The organism is Allotamlana fucoidanivorans (genome assembly GCF_006265225.1).
GTDB classification, from domain to species: Bacteria; Bacteroidota; Bacteroidia; order Flavobacteriales; family Flavobacteriaceae; genus Allotamlana; species Allotamlana fucoidanivorans.
On the sequence record NZ_VDCS01000005.1, the window covers coordinates 235,544 to 256,073 of the forward strand.

The 20,530-nt window shown below is 34.7% G+C and carries 12 protein-coding genes; 2 read left to right on the top strand and 10 right to left on the bottom strand.

What is annotated here, in order from left to right; translation table 11 throughout:
* Position 1: 1 nt before the first annotated feature.
* The 10 genes from FGF67_RS06625 to panC all read right to left on the bottom strand — a co-directional run bounded on the left by FGF67_RS06625 (position 2) and on the right by panC (position 17,742).
* Positions 2-631 (bottom strand): lipoprotein signal peptidase, encoded by a 630-nt coding sequence (locus tag FGF67_RS06625; RefSeq protein ID WP_139695981.1) that lies wholly within the window; start codon positions 629-631, stop codon positions 2-4.
* 62 nt (positions 632-693) lie between these two features.
* On the bottom strand, positions 694-1,071 hold the full coding sequence (locus FGF67_RS06630) for a TraR/DksA family transcriptional regulator (RefSeq protein WP_199240662.1): 378 nt from the start codon (positions 1,069-1,071) through the stop codon (positions 694-696).
* Positions 1,072-1,075: 4 nt separating this feature from the next.
* Positions 1,076-4,480, bottom strand: a complete 3,405-nt coding sequence (ileS, locus tag FGF67_RS06635) for an isoleucine--tRNA ligase (RefSeq protein WP_139695983.1) — start codon at positions 4,478-4,480, stop codon at positions 1,076-1,078.
* A 128-nt stretch (positions 4,481-4,608) separates the two neighbouring features.
* Entirely contained in the window at positions 4,609-8,256 is a 3,648-nt protein-coding gene (locus tag FGF67_RS06640; RefSeq protein ID WP_139695985.1) for a LamG-like jellyroll fold domain-containing protein, read from the bottom strand.
* Between the two features lie 367 nt (positions 8,257-8,623).
* Positions 8,624-12,679, bottom strand: a complete 4,056-nt coding sequence (locus FGF67_RS06645; protein ID WP_139695988.1) for a LamG-like jellyroll fold domain-containing protein — start codon at positions 12,677-12,679, stop codon at positions 8,624-8,626.
* A 291-nt stretch (positions 12,680-12,970) separates the two neighbouring features.
* Positions 12,971-14,329, bottom strand: a complete 1,359-nt coding sequence (gene radA / locus FGF67_RS06650; protein ID WP_139695990.1) for a DNA repair protein RadA — start codon at positions 14,327-14,329, stop codon at positions 12,971-12,973.
* On the bottom strand, positions 14,329-15,477 hold the full coding sequence (locus FGF67_RS06655; RefSeq protein ID WP_139695992.1) for an alpha/beta hydrolase: 1,149 nt from the start codon (positions 15,475-15,477) through the stop codon (positions 14,329-14,331). The genes radA and FGF67_RS06655 overlap by 1 nt, the downstream gene beginning before the upstream one ends.
* Positions 15,478-15,563: 86 nt before the next feature.
* A complete protein-coding gene (locus FGF67_RS06660) occupies positions 15,564-16,523 on the bottom strand; it encodes a lysylphosphatidylglycerol synthase transmembrane domain-containing protein (protein ID WP_139695994.1) in 960 nt (319 codons plus the stop codon).
* A 3-nt stretch (positions 16,524-16,526) separates the two neighbouring features.
* Positions 16,527-16,877 carry an aspartate 1-decarboxylase gene (gene panD, locus FGF67_RS06665; protein ID WP_139695996.1) on the bottom strand — a complete coding sequence of 117 codons (351 nt, stop codon included), beginning with the start codon at positions 16,875-16,877 and terminating at the stop codon, positions 16,527-16,529.
* A gap of 13 nt (positions 16,878-16,890) precedes the next feature.
* Positions 16,891-17,742 carry a pantoate--beta-alanine ligase gene (gene panC / locus FGF67_RS06670; RefSeq protein ID WP_139695998.1) on the bottom strand — a complete coding sequence of 284 codons (852 nt, stop codon included), beginning with the start codon at positions 17,740-17,742 and terminating at the stop codon, positions 16,891-16,893.
* Positions 17,743-17,935: 193 nt separating this feature from the next.
* On the opposite strand from panC, the gene FGF67_RS06675 reads away from it, so the two are divergent.
* Both FGF67_RS06675 and FGF67_RS06680 read left to right on the top strand, forming a co-directional pair.
* Positions 17,936-18,745, top strand: coding sequence for a glycogen/starch synthase (locus tag FGF67_RS06675; protein WP_139696000.1), 810 nt, complete (start codon positions 17,936-17,938; stop codon positions 18,743-18,745).
* 29 nt (positions 18,746-18,774) lie between these two features.
* Positions 18,775-20,484: a DUF4270 domain-containing protein gene (locus FGF67_RS06680; protein ID WP_139696002.1), complete on the top strand. Its 1,710-nt coding sequence runs from the start codon at positions 18,775-18,777 to the stop codon at positions 20,482-20,484.
* Positions 20,485-20,530 lie beyond the last annotated feature (46 nt).

Here is a 20,530-nt window from a genome sequence, read left to right on the forward strand (position 1 = left end):
TTTATTGGATATTCTTTTTAGAAAAAGCTTTTTTATTGAAAAGAAGCAACATAATAAACCCAGCGCTTATAGCAACATCGGCAATATTAAAAACAGGTTCAAAGAAATTAAAACGCTTACCTCCGTATAAAGGCACCCATTGAGGCAGATCAACTTCTATTAGTGGAAAGTATAGCATATCTACCACACGCCCATAAAGCAATGACTCGTACCCCCCTCCTTCCGGCATAAAACTAGCCAATTGACTTGTACTGTCATTAAATAAAACGCCATAAAACACCGAATCAATAATATTACCTAAGGCGCCTGCAAAAATCAAGGCTATAGCAATAATTAAAATTGTAGATCCTCCCTTTTTAGTGGTGTTATATAACCAATAGCCTATGCCAAATATGGCAAAAACTCTAAATAAGGTTAAGGCTACCTTTGCTGTTCTATCTGATATAAAGGACGTAAAATCACTTATTTTTGTTCCCCAGGCCATCCCATCGTTTTCTATAAAGTATATTTTAAACCAACTAAATACGTCAATACTTTCATGAAGTATAAAATGTGTTTTTACATATATTTTACTGATTTGATCAACCAACAAAACGATGACAATAAGAACGATAGATTTTTTTAACGACATAACATCTAAACAAAAAACGCCTCAAGGCATGAGGCGTTTTTATAAATGACTCTTTTATACAATTATTGTTGCATATTTTTTGCTTCAATACTTAATGTAGCATGTGGCACAAGCTCTAAACGTTTTTTATTGATTAATTTACCCGTTACACGGCAAATACCGTAGGTTTTATTCTCTATACGAATAAGAGCATTTTTTAAATCACGAATAAATTTTTCTTGACGAATAGCTAATTGAGAATTTGATTCTTTACTCATCACGGCACTCCCTTCATCAAAAGCTTTAAAGGTCGGTGATGTATCTTCAGTACCGTTATTATGATCATTCATATAGGCACTTTTTATCAACTCTAAATCATGCTGAGCTTTTTCTATCTTCTCTGTAATTAATGCTTTGAATTCTTCCAATTCAGCATCAGAATATCTTACGCTGTCTCCCATAGTCTTAATTTTTTTGGATAAATAATTTGGTACATACATCATCAAATACAATTTCTATACCATCTTCTACTTTATCAATTATTTCAAGTTCATTTGTTAATGTTTCAGACTTAATGTAGGTTATATTGGCATCAACGGCATTTACAACCTGTTCATCTTTTTGGAGCGTTACATTGATTCTATCAGTAACTTCAAAGCCTGAATCTTTACGTAAATTTTGAATTCTATTTATCAATTCTCTGGCAATACCTTCTCTACGTAAATCATCAGAAATAGTAACATCAAGAGCCACTGTTAAAGCTCCTTCATTTGCAACCAACCACCCTTCAATATCTTGTGAGGTGATTTCTACATCTGAGCGTTCTAATGTAATATTTTTTCCGTTAATATCAACCTCTAAACTCCCATTTTGTTCTATTTTGTTAATATCTTCAGGTGTAAAGTTAATTACTGCTTCAGCCACGGCTTTCATCTCTCTCCCAAAGCGCGGTCCTAGCACTTTAAAATTAGGTTTTATCTGCTTAACCAAAATATCTGAAGCATCTTCTAAAAGCTCTATCTCCTTAATATTTACCTCATGTTTTATTAAATTTGATACTGCTAAAATTTCCGCTTTTTGTTGGTCATTAGCTACTGGAATCATAATTTTTTGAAGCGGCTGACGTACCTTAATCTTTTCCTTAGCTCGTAAAGACAATACCAATGAGGATATGGTTTGTGCATTTTCCATTTTACGCTCTAAGCTTTTATCAACAAAAGCCTCATCAAACTTTGGAAAATCTGCTAAATGTACACTTTCAAAATTTTCTTTCTTGGTTACTGCATTAAGGTCTAAATAAAGCCTATCCATGTAGAACGGTGCTATTGGAGCCCCAAGTTTTGCCAAGGTTACCATGCATGTGTACAAGGTTTGGTAGGCCGAAATTTTATCTTGTTCATACTCACCTTTCCAGAAACGTCTTCTACTTAATCTAACATACCAGTTACTCAAATAATCTTGTGTGAAATCTGAGATAGCTCTTGCTGCTTTTGTTGGCTCATAATCAGCGTAAAACTTATCAATTTTATTGATTAAGGTATGTAATTCAGATAATATCCAGCGATCTAATTCTGGTCTTTCCTCAAGCGGAATATCTGACTCGGCATAAGTGAATTGATCTAAATTGGTATATAAACTAAAAAAAGAGTACGTGTTATAAAGGGTTCCAAAAAATTTACGCTTTACCTCTTCAATACCATCACTATCAAACTTTAAATTATCCCAAGGATTAGCGTTTGAAATCATATACCAACGTGTGGCATCAGCCCCATAATTCCCTAGGGTTTCAAATGGATCAACGGCATTACCTAAACGCTTAGACATTTTTTGTCCGTTCTTATCTAAAACCAGTCCGTTAGATACGACATTTTTATAGGCTACTGAATCAAAAACCATGGTTCCAATAGCATGAAGCGTGTAAAACCACCCTCTTGTTTGATCAACACCTTCAGCAATAAAATCGGCAGGATAAGACGTCCCTTTGTCTATCAATTCTTTATTTTCAAACGGGTAATGCCACTGCGCGTATGGCATAGAGCCAGAATCAAACCAAACATCAATTAAATCGCTTTCACGATACATCTTTTCACCCGATGGCGCTACCAAAACAATAGCATCAACAATATTTTTATGCAAATCGATTTTAGCATAATTTTCTTCGGAATTATTACCAACTTCAAAATCTTCAAAAATATCTTTTTCAAGCACGCCCGCGGCGACAGCTTTGGTCATTTCAGCTTTTAATTCTTCAACTGAACCAATGCAAATCTGTTCTTTTCCATCTTCAGTTCGCCAAATAGGCAACGGAATACCCCAATAACGCGAACGCGATAAATTCCAATCATTGGCATTAGCTAACCAATTTCCAAAACGCCCTGTTCCGGTTGCTTTTGGTTTCCAATTAATGGTTTCATTGAGTTCAAACATTCTGTCTTTTACATCAGTCACCTTGACGAACCATGAATCTAGCGGGTAGTAAAGAATGGGTTTATCTGTTCGCCAGCAATTAGGATAACTGTGTTTATATTTTTCAACTTTAAACGCTTTATTCTCTTCCTTTAGCTTTATAGCAAGTTCTACATCAACAGAGCGCTCTGGTGCTTCACCATCATTGTAGTATTCATTCTTAACATATTTACCTGCAAACTCACCCATTTCTGGTCTGAATCTACCTTGTAAATCAACAAGTGGAACAAGATTTCCATTATCATCTTTCACCAGCATAGGTGGTACTTCAGGCACAGCCTGTTTAGCCACTAAAGCATCATCTGCACCAAAAGTAGGAGCGGTATGCACAATACCTGTACCATCTTCAGTAGTTACAAAATCGCCCGAAATCACTCTAAAAGCATTTTCAGGGTTATCATGAGGCAAAGCGTATGGTAATAACTGTTCATATGTAATACCAACTAAATCTTTACCCATAAATTCTTTTACAATATAAAACGGAATCTTTTTATCTCCTGCTTTATACGAAGCAAGTTCTGAGGACTCTTCAACCTGCTTAAACTTGCCAGAAAATTGATATCCTACAAGTTTTTTAGCCAACACCACTTTTACAGGCTCAAACGTATATTGATTAAACGTTTCAACCAAAACATACTCAATTTTAGGACCTACAGTTAATGCTGTGTTGCTTGGCAAAGTCCAAGGTGTGGTTGTCCATGCTAAAAAGTGAATAGCACCTAAGTTTTGTAAAAAGTCAGGTAGCGTATTAGAAATCGCTTTAAACTGTGCAACCACCGTAGTATCTGTAACATCTTGATACGTTCCTGGTTGATTCAACTCATGCGAACTTAAGCCAGTACCTGCTTTTGGGGAATATGGTTGAATGGTATAGCCTTTATACAAAAGGTTTTTATTATAAATTTGCTTAAGCAACCACCAAACGCTTTCCATATATTTGGGTTCATAGGTAATGTACGGATGATCCATATCTACCCAATACCCCATTTTTTGGGTTAAATCATTCCAAATATCAGTGTAACGCATCACCGCTTTTCTACAAGCGGCATTATAATCTTCCACCGAAATAGATTTCCCAATATCTTCTTTTGTAATGCCAAGCTCTTTTTCTACACCTAATTCAATAGGTAAACCATGGGTATCCCAACCTGCTTTTCTTTTTACCTGATAACCTTTTTGAGTTTTATAACGACAGAAAATATCCTTAATAGCGCGCGCCATAACATGATGAATACCTGGCAATCCATTTGCAGAAGGAGGTCCTTCAAAAAAGACGTAGGATTCACGATCTTCTCTTGACGTTACACTTTTTTCAAATATGTTATTTTCCTGCCAGTATTGTAGAATTTCATTTGCTACATTAGGCAGGTCAAGTCCTTTATATTCAGGGAATTTCACGCTCATTTACTCTAATTTCTTATAAGTTCGCGAATTTAAGGAATTATCCTTGAAAAATTTTCATTTTAAAACAAAAATAGACCACTCTAACGAATGATCTATTTAGAATATCTTATTCAAGATTATTACCCCAATTAATTCACAATAATCTTTTTTGAAAGCACTTGGTTATCTTCCGTACGTAATTGCACGATATATGCGCCACTAGACAGATTATAAAACTGAAACCCATTTTCTAATGCCGAAATAGGTAAATCTGGCATATCTAGAGCTATTTGGCCTCGCATATTCACTAAAGCCAACCGCTTTATATTACTGTTCAATTTTTTAACATACAAGGTGTTGGTTGTATTCTTATAATAAATAAAATTATCACTAGCTTGAGCCTCTGCCATACTCAAGGCTTGCTGTTCATTTTGAAATACAATTTCAAATCTTTTATTGAATTTACCTTGTTCTGAAGAAAAGGTGTAAGCCGCATTGTTTTTAGTTAAATCATAATATTCTCCTGTAAGATTATCTTTGATATAAATTTTTTGACTTTTTTCAATATTTATAAGGCTGGTTATTTTAATTTCAAACGCATTATCTCCAGACGATTTAAAATTAAGAGGAATCACCTTATCATTTGCCAATGGCCCATATGCCTGAATGTTCATATTTTTGCCGTTCAAACTCAAATTGAGGTCGTTATTATTTACTTCTGAACATTCGGCATCATAGCCATAATCATAGTCATCTGAAGTAAGTTCACTAAAACCAATTAAAAGTTCACGTCTTGTCTTAGGACCAGATACTGAATTAATTTCTAGTCTTATTTTTTGCATTGCAGAACTTGAGTTGTCTGGCTGTTTTGATTCATTTTTAGGCTTTCCACCCGTATTTTTTAAAAAAACCGATCCGTTTTCTTCATTAATATTATCGGCATCTGATTCTTTAATAAAAACACGCTGATTATTATTAAACTCAATTTGTCCATCTGCCTCAACCTCAACTACGAAGCCCTGAGCCACTGGAAGATAACGAGTAGGCAACTTGGTACCATCTTGAGACCCATTTGTATCTCCTGAAAGCCCCACAAACTGATAGGCTTTACAAGATCCTGTTTTATTTACCTGTGCATAACCACCTTCATATTGACTTAAATAATGTGTGTCTCCACCCCAATGTTGCCAAAGATAAATATCGCCTTTTATAACACCTTGATTGTCATCAATAAACTGATACATATCTAAAGCGGAAGGATACGGGTTACCCAGCAAGTAATCGGTTTTGGTTTTATCTGGAATAGAACCAGCACCACCTTTATCTAACACGTCCAAAATAATGGTTCCATTATTGGGTTTCCCTTCATAGATATATTGCTGCTCTGAAGCGGCAACACCCGTTCCTTTTTGGGTATAACCAAAACCTGGAATTAAGGGGGTTGATGGTGATAAATGTGCCCAATCCCAATAGGTTAACCCTCCCATATAAGTGTATATCCAATAGGTACTTATGCTATTACTTCCAGTATAACCTGTTGTAAAAGTACAATTGAACCCACTAGCATCTTTAATCATATTTACTTTAAAAGGTGTGTTATTTGTATTATTTGAAGCTCCATTATTGTTAGTAAGAGTGGTTGCCATAGTTTCTCCAACAGGAGATGACCAATAATTGTATCGATACGGATTAGACTCTCCTTCCTGCCTTCTTAATACTTTACCATTTTCATTGGTCACCAAATCACTGTGTTCTGTTTGAATTAACTGCGAATCATCTTCTAAATCTAAAGCTCCATTCAACTCAAAATACCATGTATTATACACGGCATGATCTCCCGAAACTGATAAGCTTCTTGTGTCATCAATAATAAGCCCTAATGTTTTAATGTCATGTGAGGCCGTAACATCATTTGATATTTTTACAATGCTCCAATCTTTATTATTCGCAACATCTTCAATATCCCAAACATTACCACTTTTCCAGGTAGCTTCATCAGTCCAAGCCCCAGGATTATTAGACACATAAGGCATTGGAGCTGTTTGTTGTTGTAATGAAGTTATATTATTCAATTTGGTAATTCTACCGATATAAGAATAATCTGTTGTTCTATCATAAGAAATAATATCAGACATTGGATAGTAAGCTAACAAGCTTGACCACGGAATAGTATTATTTGTAGTAATATCTACAATATCTTTATCTATCACAGCGCCTTTAACAATACCCGAGTTATCTTTTATTTCCTGATATACCATACGTTGAATTTGATCATCGGTAAGTACGGTATTAAACACTCTAACTTCATCAATATCTCCTTTATAATATTCCCTATTGGAAACATTTTTAGTTGTTCTTCCTATTTCAAAATTACCATTTGTATCTGTGGTGTTTTCAATATTTACTCCAATAATACCCGTATCAAGGGAATCGACAAGTACGCCATCAACATAAAGTTTCATAAGTCCTGTTGAACTAGAAAAACTGCCTGTAATGTGATGCCATTCATCATAGTTAATGGCTGAACAAGCACATTGCCCAATTGTTTGCGCTGAGTTACCAGCGGTTGTTACTGTAAAAGAGGGTCTGTTCCCATTTTGCAACCATAATTTAAAACCTGTATCTTCACCGCCTATGGTCATATTGGTTGTATTCCCTGAATCTGACTTGACCCAAGCCATAAATGTAATATCGCTTTCTCCATTAATAAATTCTGGTGTAGACACATAATCATCAACTCCATCAAAATCTAGTTTTGACGAAAATAAAACGGGATTTATAGTAATATTGGCTCCACAATCTGCTAAAATAAGTTCTTCAGTAGGCGGAATAGTCACATCTAAAAGCACATCAATATCCTCTACGGAACCTGCACTCACCGCATCAAATCCGCCACCATCATCTTCGTCATAATACATATGTCCTGTAACGGTGGCTCCACTTGTTAGCGAAGCATTGTGCCTTACAATGAGTAATGAATTTTCATCGTCACCAATCAAATCATCATTACTTAAGTTTATATTATCGAGTAACATGGTACCATTGTTATAAAACTTAGCCGTACCAAAAGTCAATTCTCCTTTTAAAACAAACAAACCATTATTCACATAATCGGCATTAAGAGACATATCAGTATGAATAAATAAGGAACAATCATTAATCAATGCACTAGATCCTCCCGAAGACAAAGACCCAAATACCTCTAATATACCACAATTGGAATAATCACTTGCAATACCTGCATCGCCCCCAACAGTTGTTCTACTGCCATAAAACGATACATAAGTTGCACTACCCCCAACACTCAAATCTCCAGCCACATTAAAGTTACCCATATTGTATACTATGGATGCTGAAGGTGGATTGAATTGTCCTGGTATGGTAATAGATCCTGTATCATAAATATAAATCATATTGGTGCCTTGAAACCCTGTTTCCGTTGGAAAATCAATAACCCCTTCAACAATCAAGGTCACAGCATTCATTTTATCTATTTGGCCTGAGTATGTAACATTTGGTGCAATGTATAGCGTCCCCTTGAAAACTCCTCCTGCCATAATAGCGTCAGAGTTATCAGCCAAAATACACACAGAATCTGAAGAGCTAAGTCCTGAAGGTACGCCTGTTGGATTGCCTAAACTATCAACCCAACCTGAAGCCGTATAGGTATAGGTACATGTTGTGGGTTGCCCTGGCGGATTCCAAGTATGCGGACCACAGGTTTGAGCTTTTAGCCCTATACAAGTATTTAAAACCAATAACAATATAGAGCGTTGTAGGAATAGTTTTGTTTTCATGATTAATAGCTTTGGGGTAAACAAAATTAATTCATTATCAATTAGTTATATATTACACTTTCAAAAGCATCATTGTTTTTTGAAAGCAGGTTAGTAAATCGGCTTCTAAATCCTTAGAACAGCTTTACTTCAATATGTACAAACTTTTTGAAATTAATCTTGAGGGAAGAATAATTTTCGTCGAAACAAACCGTACGGTTTTACATTCAATTAAAGACAATATTAAAATAAAAATCCGATAAAAACTAATAAAAATCCGATAAAATGTGTTTTTGTTCGATAAAATGTGTTTTATCGTCATTATAAGGCAAAAAAAGACCAGTCAAGAGCGGAGCGGTATATAGAATTTCAATAAAAACACCTCTAATTAATTTACTATAATCTTTTTAGAAAGCACTTCATTATTTTCAGTACGTATTTGCACAATATAGGCACCACTTGAAAGGTTGTAAAATTGAAATCCATTTTCTAAGGCTTCTACTGGTAAATTAGGCATTTGTAAAGCTACTTGACCACGCATGTTTACCAACTGTAAATTTCTTATTTTATTACCATTCATTTTTTTTACAAACAGTGTATTCGTTTTATTCTTGAAATAGATAAAGTTGTTCTTGGCCTCAGACTCTTCAATACTTAGCGAGTGCTGTTCACTTTGAAAAACAATTTCAAATCTGGTATTAAATTTTCCTTGATCTGAACTAAACCCATAGGGTTCACCGCTTATAAGATTAAAATAATCTCCTGTTACATTATCTTTCAAGAAAATCTCTTGATCATCAGGAATGCCTTCTACCGATGTCATCTTGATTTCAAAAGTATTATCCCCAGAAGATTTAAAATTTAAAGGAATGACCTTATCGTCTGATATTGGACTATACGCTTGAATGTTCATATTTTTTCCTTCCAAACTTAAATTCATATCATTATTATTTATTTCTAAACATTCAGCATCATAACCATAGTCAAAACCATCAGTAGCATCATGAGCAAATCCTAACAATAATTCTCTTCTTGTTTTAGGCCCCTTAACAGTATTAAACTCTAATCGGATGCGTTGCATGATCTTTTCAGAATCTTCTTTAGCCATACCACTGCTTTTTAAGGTTTTCCCATTTGATTTAGTACCGCTAGACTTTAAAAACACAGAACCACTATCATAGGAGCTATTAGCATCGGCTTCTTTAATAAAAATGCGCTGATTATTATTAAACTCAATTTGACCATCGGCTTCAACCTCAACAACAAAGCCTTGACCAACAGGAAGGTATCTTGTTGGTACTTTAGTTCCATCTTGCGACCCATTGTGCCCACCAGATAAACCTACAAATTGATACGCTCTACAAGCTCCAGTTTTATTTACCTGCGCATAACCTCCTTGATATTCACTTAAATAATGTGAATTTCCGCTCCATTGTTGCCAAAGATGCAAATCACCTTTTATAACCCCTTGATTATCATCAATAAATTTATGAATATCTATTGCTGATGGATACGGATTACCGATTAAATATTCTGTTTTTGACACATCGGGCACTGAACCTGCTCCTCCTTTGTCTGTAACATCCAATAAAACAGTTCCATTATTAGGTTTTCCTTCAAAAATATATTGTTGTTTTGGCGCCGCTGTTCCTGTACCTTTTTGGGTGTAGCCAATGCCTGGTTTAATAAGAGAAGAAGGTGCCACTTTTTTCCAATCCCAGTAAGTAATACCGCTTATAAATGTATACAACCAATAGGTGCTTATACTGCCATTTCCTGTATAACTAGACGTAAAAGGCATATTCAAACCAACATCATCCTTTAAGGTATTTAATTTGAATGAGCTGTTATTAGCGTTGTTTAAAGCCGCGTTATTATTTGTTAAACTGGTAATTCCAACGGCTCCAACCGGCGATGCCCAATAGTTGTATCTAAAAGGACTTGCTTCACCTTCCTGACGCCTTAAAACCTTGCCATCATTATCAGTCACCAAATCACTATATATGGTTTGAATTAACTGAGAATCATCTTCAAGATCTAGCGCCCCATTCAACTCTAAATACCAGGTATTTTCTACCAAATTATCGCCTTGTATGGTTAGGGTTTTAGCATCATCTATAACTAACCCTAATGTTTGCACATTGTGTGCAGCAGTAACATTATTAGCTATTTTTACAATACTCCATGCTTTGTTTGTTACAGTATTGGTAATATCCCAAAGATCTCCATACAACCAAGTTGTATTATTATTCCAATCACCCTGCATAATAGTTTCATACGGCATAGGTGCCGATTGATCTTGCACCGTGGTGATGTTATACAAAATGGCTTCAAAATCATTATCGGAATAGTCGGAAGTTTTGGCGTTAATAATTTCGGTCATAGGATAATACCCTATAAGACTTGACCAAGACACCGTAGCATCTGTTTCTCTATCTGTTATATCTTTTGGGATGATTTTACCCTGTATCTTACCCAAATTATTCTCAATCTCTTGATACACCATTTGCTGTAATTGATCATCCGTTAATGCCACATCAAACACACGCACTTCATCAATGCTTCCTTTAAAGTAATATGACATCGAAGGCGCGTTTACCCCTATTGTAAAGTCGTTACTTGAAGCATTTATACCTCCTGACAAAGCTGCATTATTACTAGAATTTAACAGTTCACCATTAAGATAAACTTGTAGTTTAGAGCTAGCATCTAAACCGTTATACACAAATCCAATATGCGCCCACTGATTTAATACCAAAGAATTTGAAACTGGCATATTTAGCGTCACGCCATTCACCTGAAAACTGACTTGCTTTGAGCTTTGCACGGTTATATTTAAGTCTCCAAAACTCACAACCGTTCCTGCATTTGAAAAATTTTCATCCAACTTCACCCACGCCATTATAGTTGTTTGATTATTGCCTCCAATATTCAAATCACTAGCCATAAAATCATCAACCCCATCAAAATCAATGGTAGCCAAAATTGGAGGATTCGTATCAAAAACATCTCGATAATCTAAATCACCACCAGTATTTAAATCGTTATCACCATCAGGAAGAATTGATAAATCGGACGGATTTTCAATAGCTTCATTAACATCCCAAACCGTATCATTAATATTTGTAGTCTCAAACGGGTTTATCAATCCATCAGCATCTTTATCTTGATTTGTAGAGGGAGTGGCCAGTCCGTTTTCAGCTTCATCTGGTTTTCCGTCATTATCTGAATCTAAATCAATATAGTCTGGTATGCCATCATAATCTGTATCTTCAACCACAATACCTAATCCGTAACTTGTATCTATTCCTGTTGTTGATACACCACCACTAGGAGCTATATAACCTAACGTTGATTGCGCTTCAACATTATCTGGAATACCATCTTCATCTGAATCAATATCTAAAAAATCATAGATTAAATACCTACTACCGCTTTCATTACTATCTCCATCTGTATTTCTTGGAACCGTGCCTGTATTTGCAGAGCTTGGAATTCCCATAGTGGTGGCTGTTATGCCAATGGTACCATCAGCAAATCCATTATAGTCAGCATCGGTTCCACCTGATTCAATAACGTCTGTTATTCCATCATTATCACTATCTAAATCTAAATGATTCGGTATGCCATCTCCATCCTGATCTAAGTCTTCACAAATCCCTGAAGCTCCTAATGAACAAAAATCTGAATCTTTATAATTTAAAACCCCATCGCCATCATCATCTGCAGAAGGGTCTATCCCTCCTGATTCATCAGTATCTTTTATCCCGTCATTATCATCATCTAGATCTGTAATATCTGCAATACCATCACCATCACTATCTGTCACCAAAGAGCCATTCAATGCAGAGTTACCATTATTAAATCCGATGTTACTGTTTTGACTAGCAACAAACGAAATATTATAATCTTCAATTTCTCCTGACTGATATTGATAATCACAGGAGGTAAAATTATTGTTTTGACCCGTTCTAAACCCAATGCGCATCACAGAAGCCCCAAGTTCAACATCATCAGGAATTGTTATTTCTACAGGAACTACAACGGTTTTTTCGCCATCTTCTTTTGATTTATCTTCTACAGTAAACAAAAAACGCTCCCTCGAATCTTCAAAATCACTATCAGAATTATTAAAATTCATCCAAACAATTAGGGTGTTTTTATTTTTATTCCACCCGTTAAGTTTCACGGTAACGGTTCCTGTAATGGTCTCGCCCGCATTTATATCAGCCGATGTAACTGATGAATAATAAGTATAACTTCCTGTAGTACCTGAACTAGAATTATTAATACTCCCAATTGACACATTAGAAATATAATTATTGTTTGCATGATCAACATTTATGGGAGTACAATATTGCGCATAAAGGCTTACGGAACAGCATAGCACAAAAAAACAGAGATTAAAAAACCTTAAACCTAAAGCAGGAGCATGTGTTTTCATAATTACTAGATTTGGGGAAATCAGAATTAATTTATAATTAAAATATAATTGTTTTATTGCTCATTTTAACACCTCTTTTACCTATTTGCTATCACATAGATTAAAAAAGACACCAAAACATTTACAATTCTACAATCGTTTCCTTAACCAATCTTGAGGGAAGACTAATTTTCGTCACATAACGCGTAATGATTTACGCTCAACTAGCGACAATATTATCACAAAATATCGACAAAAACCAATTTTTAATCGTTTAAATGTATTTTTTAACGATAAAACGCACTTTGTCGACTAAACCACAAAACCTATTAAATCTTCAACTTTTGAGATTAATTGAACTTTAATACTAGCTGTTTTTAAAGAAATCTTATTGTGTTTAGAAACAAAAATGGTAGAAAACCCAAGCTTTTCAGCTTCTAGAATACGTTGCTCTACACGCTGCACAGGCCTTATTTCTCCAGAAAGACCTACTTCGGCCGCAAAACAAAAATCATTTTGAATAGGTACATCTTCATTAGAAGAAAGAATAGCTGCTACAACTGCCAAATCAATTGCAGGATCATCAACTGTAATACCTCCTGTAATATTTAAAAAAACATCTTTAGCACCAAGCCTGAATCCTGCCCTTTTTTCTAAAACCGCCAGTAACATGTTTAATCGTTTAGCATTAAAGCCTGTAGCACTACGCTGTGGTGTTCCATAAACAGCAGTACTTACCAAAGCCTGTACTTCAATCATTAATGGGCGCATACCCTCAAGCGTAGCCGCTATAGCATTGCCTGAAAGTTCTTCGTCTTTCTTTGAAATTAATATTTCTGAAGGGTTTGAAACCTCTCTAAGTCCTGAACCCTGCATTTCATATATACCGAGCTCATGTGTGGATCCAAATCTGTTTTTATGCGCTCTTAATATTCTGAACACATGGTTTCTATCGCCTTCAAACTGTAACACAGTATCAACCATATGCTCCAAAATCTTTGGGCCTGCAATACTACCATCTTTTGTAATATGACCAATTAACAAAACAGGTGTTGCCGTTTCTTTTGCAAACTTTATCAACTCTGTTGTACATTCTTTAATTTGTGAAACACTTCCAGAAGACGACTCAATATAATCGCTATGCAGTGTTTGTATGGAATCAATCACTACAATTTCGGGTTGTAAATCTTCAATCTGTTTAAAGATATTCTGTGTTTTAGTTTCAGTTAAAATAAAGCAATTTCCCCCCTTGGGATGTATACGTTCAGCACGCATCTTTATTTGTTTTTGACTTTCTTCACCAGAAACATACAAGGTTTTATAAGGAAGTTCAAGCGTAATTTGAAGCATTAAAGTGCTTTTTCCAATACCTGGTTCTCCGCCTAAAAGTGTTAGAGAACCAGGCACAATACCACCTCCCAAAACACGATTTAGCTCCCCATTGTACGTATTTAATCTGGGTTCTTTTGAAGTATCAATTTGATCTATTTTTAAAGGCACTGCTACCCTCTTACTAGATGATGACGACGACTTCCATACTTGTTTTTCAGGCTTTTGAACAAGCTCTTCCACTATAGTATTCCAATCTTTACAGGCTTTGCACTGACCCTGCCATTGCGCATATTGTGTGCCGCAATTTTGACAAAAAAAAGTGGTTTTTACTTTTGCCATTAATATCCAAAATCTTGTTTAATAGACTCGGCACGTTCAAGCACTTCATCTTTTGTAATTCCTGCAATCTCATCAAAAGTATAGGCAGATTGATATGTTCTCATAGCCCGCTTGGGATCACCCGTTTCTTCATAAAATCGTCCTAAATAATAACCCCCTAACATGGTATTAGGATAGGCTTTTCTTGCCATTTTACCCAGCTCTTCATAATACTCAAACGTTTCATTTTTTTCAATGGCCGCTGCAATGGCTTTAAAATCATTAATGAGAATTTGCTTATCTATACCATATAAATTTAAAATTTGCGCATACTTTTCCTGTAAATATAACACGGGTGAGATTTCTAACTCCAGAATAACTTCTTTATACTCCTTTTTAGAAATGGGTTGATACACTTTGAAAATACGTTCAATAGCGCCTGGAATAGCATAAGTAGGCAGAGAATAATGCGACGCTTCATCAAACTGTGTATAGCTATACTTGAAATTTTCATTTTCTATAACCGCTAAATCTGAATTTAGTACATTGACCATGTCTTTCACAGATTTTGAAGCGTTCACTGTGCTTGACAAACAGTAAAATGTTTGCTTATTCACTTTAGCTAAGGTTTCTGGCAAATAGTCAATCATATTGGGTGCTAAATTAGGACTAACCGCTATATAACTACTAAATAAAGCATTTGGTTTTAAGAGGTAATAATTAATAAAATTTGCTGTTTCACCATGCCCAACGACTACCCTATAACTCCCTGATTTGTAGGTTTTTGTTATATACGGAATCAATTCAAGACCAATAAATTCAAAAAAGGCAGCTCCAGTTTTAATAGGTAATGAATTTTGTTCAGAATACATACAATCATCATAACGTTTTCCCATTTGATTAATTCCCACCACAATAGCACTAGGCATGTCTTCCCAATATGAAAAATAATCTACATTACCCGCAACCGCTTCAAACATATAATCGGCATCAAAAACTACAAATAACGGATATGTGTTATTGTCAGACGGATCATATCCTCTTGGCAATTGTATCTTGATTTGCCTTTCTTCTCCTAATTTTGAAGATTGAATCGTTTCATATTTTATCTGGGCATTCGTAACATTAAGTGTCAGCATAAGACACAAAACAAAAAGTAAGTTCTTCATTTGAAACACAGTTTGATGATTTGATACTGCCAAGGTACTAAAAAAAGAAGAGCCTCAAAACAGGAATAGTTAAGACCAAACAAGAATTACTCTTTATTTCTTCGGTTATAAATGGGCAAATAAATAAGTGACATTCCTCCAAAAACAATAATCATTAAGGTTTGTGACGCCCACATAATCCAACCAAACGCAATACTTGGTTCTTCAGCTATCCCAAAGATTGAAAACGCAGCATACACCGCCAAGGGATATGACCCTATACCGCCATTAGTAGCAGCAATACTAAAACTGGCCGAAATAAAACCAATTAGAATAGCTCCCATTGAAATACCTTCTAAATCTTCGAGTGAAAAAGAGGTGACATAAAACATGAGGACATACATACTCCATATGAATAATGTATGAAAAATATACGCCCACTTTTTTTTCATTTTGAAGATACTCAAAGCTCCCTCAATCAAACCATTAACAAAGGTTTTTATCTTTAATGCTAGGGTCGATTTGCTCTTTTTTATAAATTGTGTAAAAACAAAAATAGTTGCAACCATCCCAATGATTAGTAAAACCATTTTTAAAGGATTAAATCTTTCTAATAGAAAGGCATAAATAAAATCAAATTGTAAAAATAAGGTTATTGTTATGATACCGATCATTACAATAAGATCGGCAATGCGCTCGGCTACAATAGTTCCAAACCCTTTTTCAAAGGGTACATTCTCATAATTTGTTAATATAGATGCTCGAGCTACTTCACCCGCTCTAGGAATGGTATAATTGATTAAATAGGTAGCAAATACCGCCATAACACTATTAATAAATTTTACTTTATATCCCATAGGCTCTAATTGAAACAGCCACCGATAAGCTCTTGATAAATGACTGAGCAAGCCCAAAAACATACCACATAAAATCCAAGTGTAATCAGCCTGTTTTGCATAAACCAGTAATTCACTCACTGATACTTTTGACAATGAATACCAGACTAAAAAAACTCCCAATAATAATGGGAGTAAAATTTTAATAGTGTGTTTTAACTTTCTATTCAAAGTTTATTTTAGCAAGTTTGTGGCCTCATCAGGAAACACCAGCGCAGGTTTAAACACCTTTGCTTCTTCTATATCTAGAATAGCATATGTAATTAGAATGAGTGTATCGCCAACCGATACTTTTCTTGCAGCCGCTCCATTAAGTGTTATTTCTCCACTATTTCTCGGACCAGGGATACAATAGGTTTCTAATCGTTCGCCATTATCATTATTTACAATTTGAACTTTTTCACCTTGTATAATGTTGGCAGCATCCATTAAGTCTTCATCAATGGTAATGCTTCCTATATAATTGAGTTCTGCACCTGTGCATTTAACTCTATGAATCTTAGATTTTACTACTTGAATTTGCATGCGGCAAAGATAATTAATTTAATGCGATATTGTCAATCAGTCTAATATCATCTGCATATACAGCAATAAACGCTCTATAGTCTTTGTTTTTTGTTTTTCGTTTTATGGGCTTTAGGGTCATTTCATCAGCAATCACAAAATATTCTAAATTCAATAATTCATTTTTATTAAATTGATTTTCAACCCATTCCACTATTTTATCTACACTTTTTATGCCAAATTTAGTTTTGGCAGCTTTTAGTGTATCATATATAAATGGCGCTGCCGCTCTGTATGCTGGTTTTAGTCTTGCGTTCCTAGAACTCATAGCTAAACCATCTGCTTCTCTATGAATTTTGCACCCTACAATTTCTATAGGTATACTATACTTTTCAACCAATTTTCTTATAATAGCGAGTTGCTGAAAATCTTTCTCTCCAAAATAAGCTTTATGAGGTTTTACAATATCAAAGAAGCGTTTCACTATAGTGCCAACTCCGTCAAAATGTCCTGCTCTAAATTTACCTTCCATTTCATGCTCCAATCCATCAAAATCAAATGACTGAGACTCTAGTGTACTACCATACATATCTTCAACCGTAGGTGCATAAACCAAAATATCATCTTTGTTAACGGCTTCTAACAGAGAAACATCTGCATTTAAAGCTCGTGGATACTTTTCTAAATCCTCTGAATTATTAAATTGTGTAGGATTCACAAAAATACTCACAACCACTTTATCATTTTCTGCCAAAGCAGTCTTTACCAACTGCAAATGCCCTGCATGTAAAGCCCCCATAGTAGGCACCAACCCTAAACTTATATTTTGGTCTTTTAAAGCATCAACAACAGTTCTTATGTCTTCTTTTTTTGAGTAAACTTTCACAATTTAATATAAAATTAACGCGTGCAAACTTAAGATTTTACAAGCAATTTGCATAAATTTTTGTATTTTTGCGTGTTTTTTATTTTGAATAATCAAAAGCACAGCCTTTATTATATTCTTTAACTCATTCTCTGTATTGAAATGATTTCAAGATTTATTTTATAATGTATTTAAAGTCAACAAAAACTAACATATGAAAGATAAGAGGATATTGTACGTATCATCTGAAGTCGTGCCCTATTTACCTGAAACTGAAATCTCTTCCATGTCATTTGAAGCCCCTAGATTAGTAAATCAACAAGGTGGACAAATTAGAATTTTCATGCCACGATATGGTAATATTAATGAAAGAAGGCATCAACTACACGAAGTTATAAGACTATCTGGTATCAATTTAGTTATTAATGACTTAGATATGCCACTCATTATAAAAGTGGCATCCATTCCAAAAGAGCGTATTCAGGTTTACTTCATTGATAATGATGAGTATTTTAAACGAAAAGCCACCTTAACGGATGAAGCTGGAAAATTATTTGATGATAATGATGAACGCGCTATTTTCTTTGCCAAAGGTGTTATAGAAACCGTTAAAAAATTGAATTGGGCTCCAGATATTATTCATGTGCACGGTTGGCTAGCTTCCTTACTACCACTTTATCTTAAAGAATACTACAAAGATGAGCCTCTTTTTAATGAGAGTAAAATTGTAACCTCAGTATACAATCAAAGTTTTAGTGAGACGTTAAACAAGGACATGGTAAATAAAATTAAGTTTGATAATATTGAGGAAGACGCTATTAAACCTCTTGAAGAACCCTCATACAATAACTTAATGAAAGTTGCTATTGATTATTCTGATGCTTTAATAGTTGGTTCTGAAAGTATTCCTGAAGAACTCGACAGCTATTTAAAAGCTTCTGATAAACCTGTTTTAGAATACAAAAGTAAAGATGAATTTGGTGAAGCCTATACAACATTCTTTAACAACACTGTTTTAGGTTAATTCAACTATTCACTACCCACCTAAGTTATATGAAAAAGACAATTAATGCCCTTAAATTTCCTTTTGTTTTTCTTCTAGTCCTTGTTGCTCTTGTTGCTTGTGACAAAGAATTTAATGTCATTGAAAGTGATGTTCTTGGAAAAGACAATGCTAATTTCACCACTGGAGACACCTTGCTTCCAGTTGTGGCTTATAATCAAAAATTGAGTGCACTCCAAATAAATAGATTAGGATCTACCTCAACTACAGGCGCTGCCGCAGCAAGCTTGCTGGGTGTTTATAATGATCCTGCCTACGGACTTACAAAAGCTAGCATTATATCTCAGGTTACACCAACATCATTTAACCCCGATTTTGGTGAAAACCCTCAAGTAGTAAGTGTTGTTTTAAATATTCCATATTACAGCACGGCTAATGGAACAGATGACGAAGGCCATGTTACTTATAAACTCGACTCACTATATGGTAACACAGAACAACCTATAAAACTCACCATTTACCAAAACAATTATTTTTTAAGAGATTTTGACCCTAACAGTGTTGCCGAAAACTCGCAAAATTACTATTCAAACGGAAGCAGTGATTCAAACTCAGCCCTAACAGGAACCAGCACTATCTTATTTGACAATCACATTGTTAATGTAGACACTCCAATTTTTGTTGACAATGAATTTATTCCAAGTAATGAAGCTATTGTAATAGAGACTGGAGAAGGAGATGATGCTGTGACAAGTAGATCTGAGCCTGCATTTAGGGTAGAATTAGATAATGATTTTTGGCAACAAACCATATTAGACAAACAAGACGATCCTGTTTTAAGTAATGCTAATAACTTTAAAAACTATTTTAGAGGCTTATATTTTAAAGCAGAAACACTGGGTATAGATGATGGCTCTATGATTTTATTAAATCTAGCTTCTTCAAAAGCCACAATTACTATAACCTATGAAAAAGGCCCAACAGATGCCCGAACAGAATCAACTTATACGCTTAATTTTTCGGGAAACAGATTAACTACCTTTATAAATAATTTTACAACAAATCTTGAGAACGGTGATGCCGCTTCTGGCGATGAAAAATTATATTTAAAAGGCATGGAAGGTTCTATGGCTATTGTTGATTTATTTAGTGGTGATGTAGATTGTGATGGAGATGGCATACCAGATATGGATGCTCTGGAATGCTTCAAGCAAACGTACAGACAGACTGATGAAAATGGTGAATACAGATTTGATCCCTTAACCAGAAGGTTTTTACTTAAAAGACTCATAAATGAAGCGCATCTTATTATTAATGAAGATGAAGACATGAATACAGGTGATGATGAAGATTACCATAAATATGATAGAATTTATGCTTATGATCTTGAGAACAAGGCTAGTACCATAGATTATATAGTAGATCAATCCGGAAACACAGTTAACCCTGTTAATTCAAAAATAATAAGTTTAGGACAAAGAAATTCAGAAGGAACCTTCAAAATTAGGTTAACACAGCATTTAAATAATATTTTGCTTAACGACTCTACCAATACAAAAATTGGCTTAGTATTGTCTACCAATGTTAATTATACCAATAATTCTAAAATTCTAAATAGCGCAAATAACGTTGATGCAATACCTACAGCTTCTATAATTTCACCAAGAGGAACCATTTTGTATGGTAGCAAAGGGATACCAGAAAAGGAGGATAAAAAATTACAACTTAAAATTTTCTTAAGCAAAGGCAAAGAAGACTAACCGTCTCATAATAAATAAAATATGTTCTTTTTGAATATGAATTTCG

Coding starts and splice junctions, on each gene's coding strand:
- FGF67_RS06625 (WP_139695981.1), bottom strand. CDS start 631: ATGTCGTTAAAAAAATCTATCGTTCTTATTGTCATCGTTTTGTTGGTT.
- FGF67_RS06630 (WP_199240662.1), bottom strand. CDS start 1,071: ATGGGAGACAGCGTAAGATATTCTGATGCTGAATTGGAAGAATTCAAA.
- ileS (WP_139695983.1), bottom strand. CDS start 4,480: ATGAGCGTGAAATTCCCTGAATATAAAGGACTTGACCTGCCTAATGTA.
- FGF67_RS06640 (WP_139695985.1), bottom strand. CDS start 8,256: ATGAAAACAAAACTATTCCTACAACGCTCTATATTGTTATTGGTTTTA.
- FGF67_RS06645 (WP_139695988.1), bottom strand. CDS start 12,679: ATGAAAACACATGCTCCTGCTTTAGGTTTAAGGTTTTTTAATCTCTGT.
- radA (WP_139695990.1), bottom strand. CDS start 14,329: ATGGCAAAAGTAAAAACCACTTTTTTTTGTCAAAATTGCGGCACACAA.
- FGF67_RS06655 (WP_139695992.1), bottom strand. CDS start 15,477: ATGAAGAACTTACTTTTTGTTTTGTGTCTTATGCTGACACTTAATGTT.
- panD (WP_139695996.1), bottom strand. CDS start 16,877: ATGCAAATTCAAGTAGTAAAATCTAAGATTCATAGAGTTAAATGCACA.
- FGF67_RS06675 (WP_139696000.1), top strand. CDS start 17,936: ATGAAAGATAAGAGGATATTGTACGTATCATCTGAAGTCGTGCCCTAT.
- FGF67_RS06680 (WP_139696002.1), top strand. CDS start 18,775: ATGAAAAAGACAATTAATGCCCTTAAATTTCCTTTTGTTTTTCTTCTA.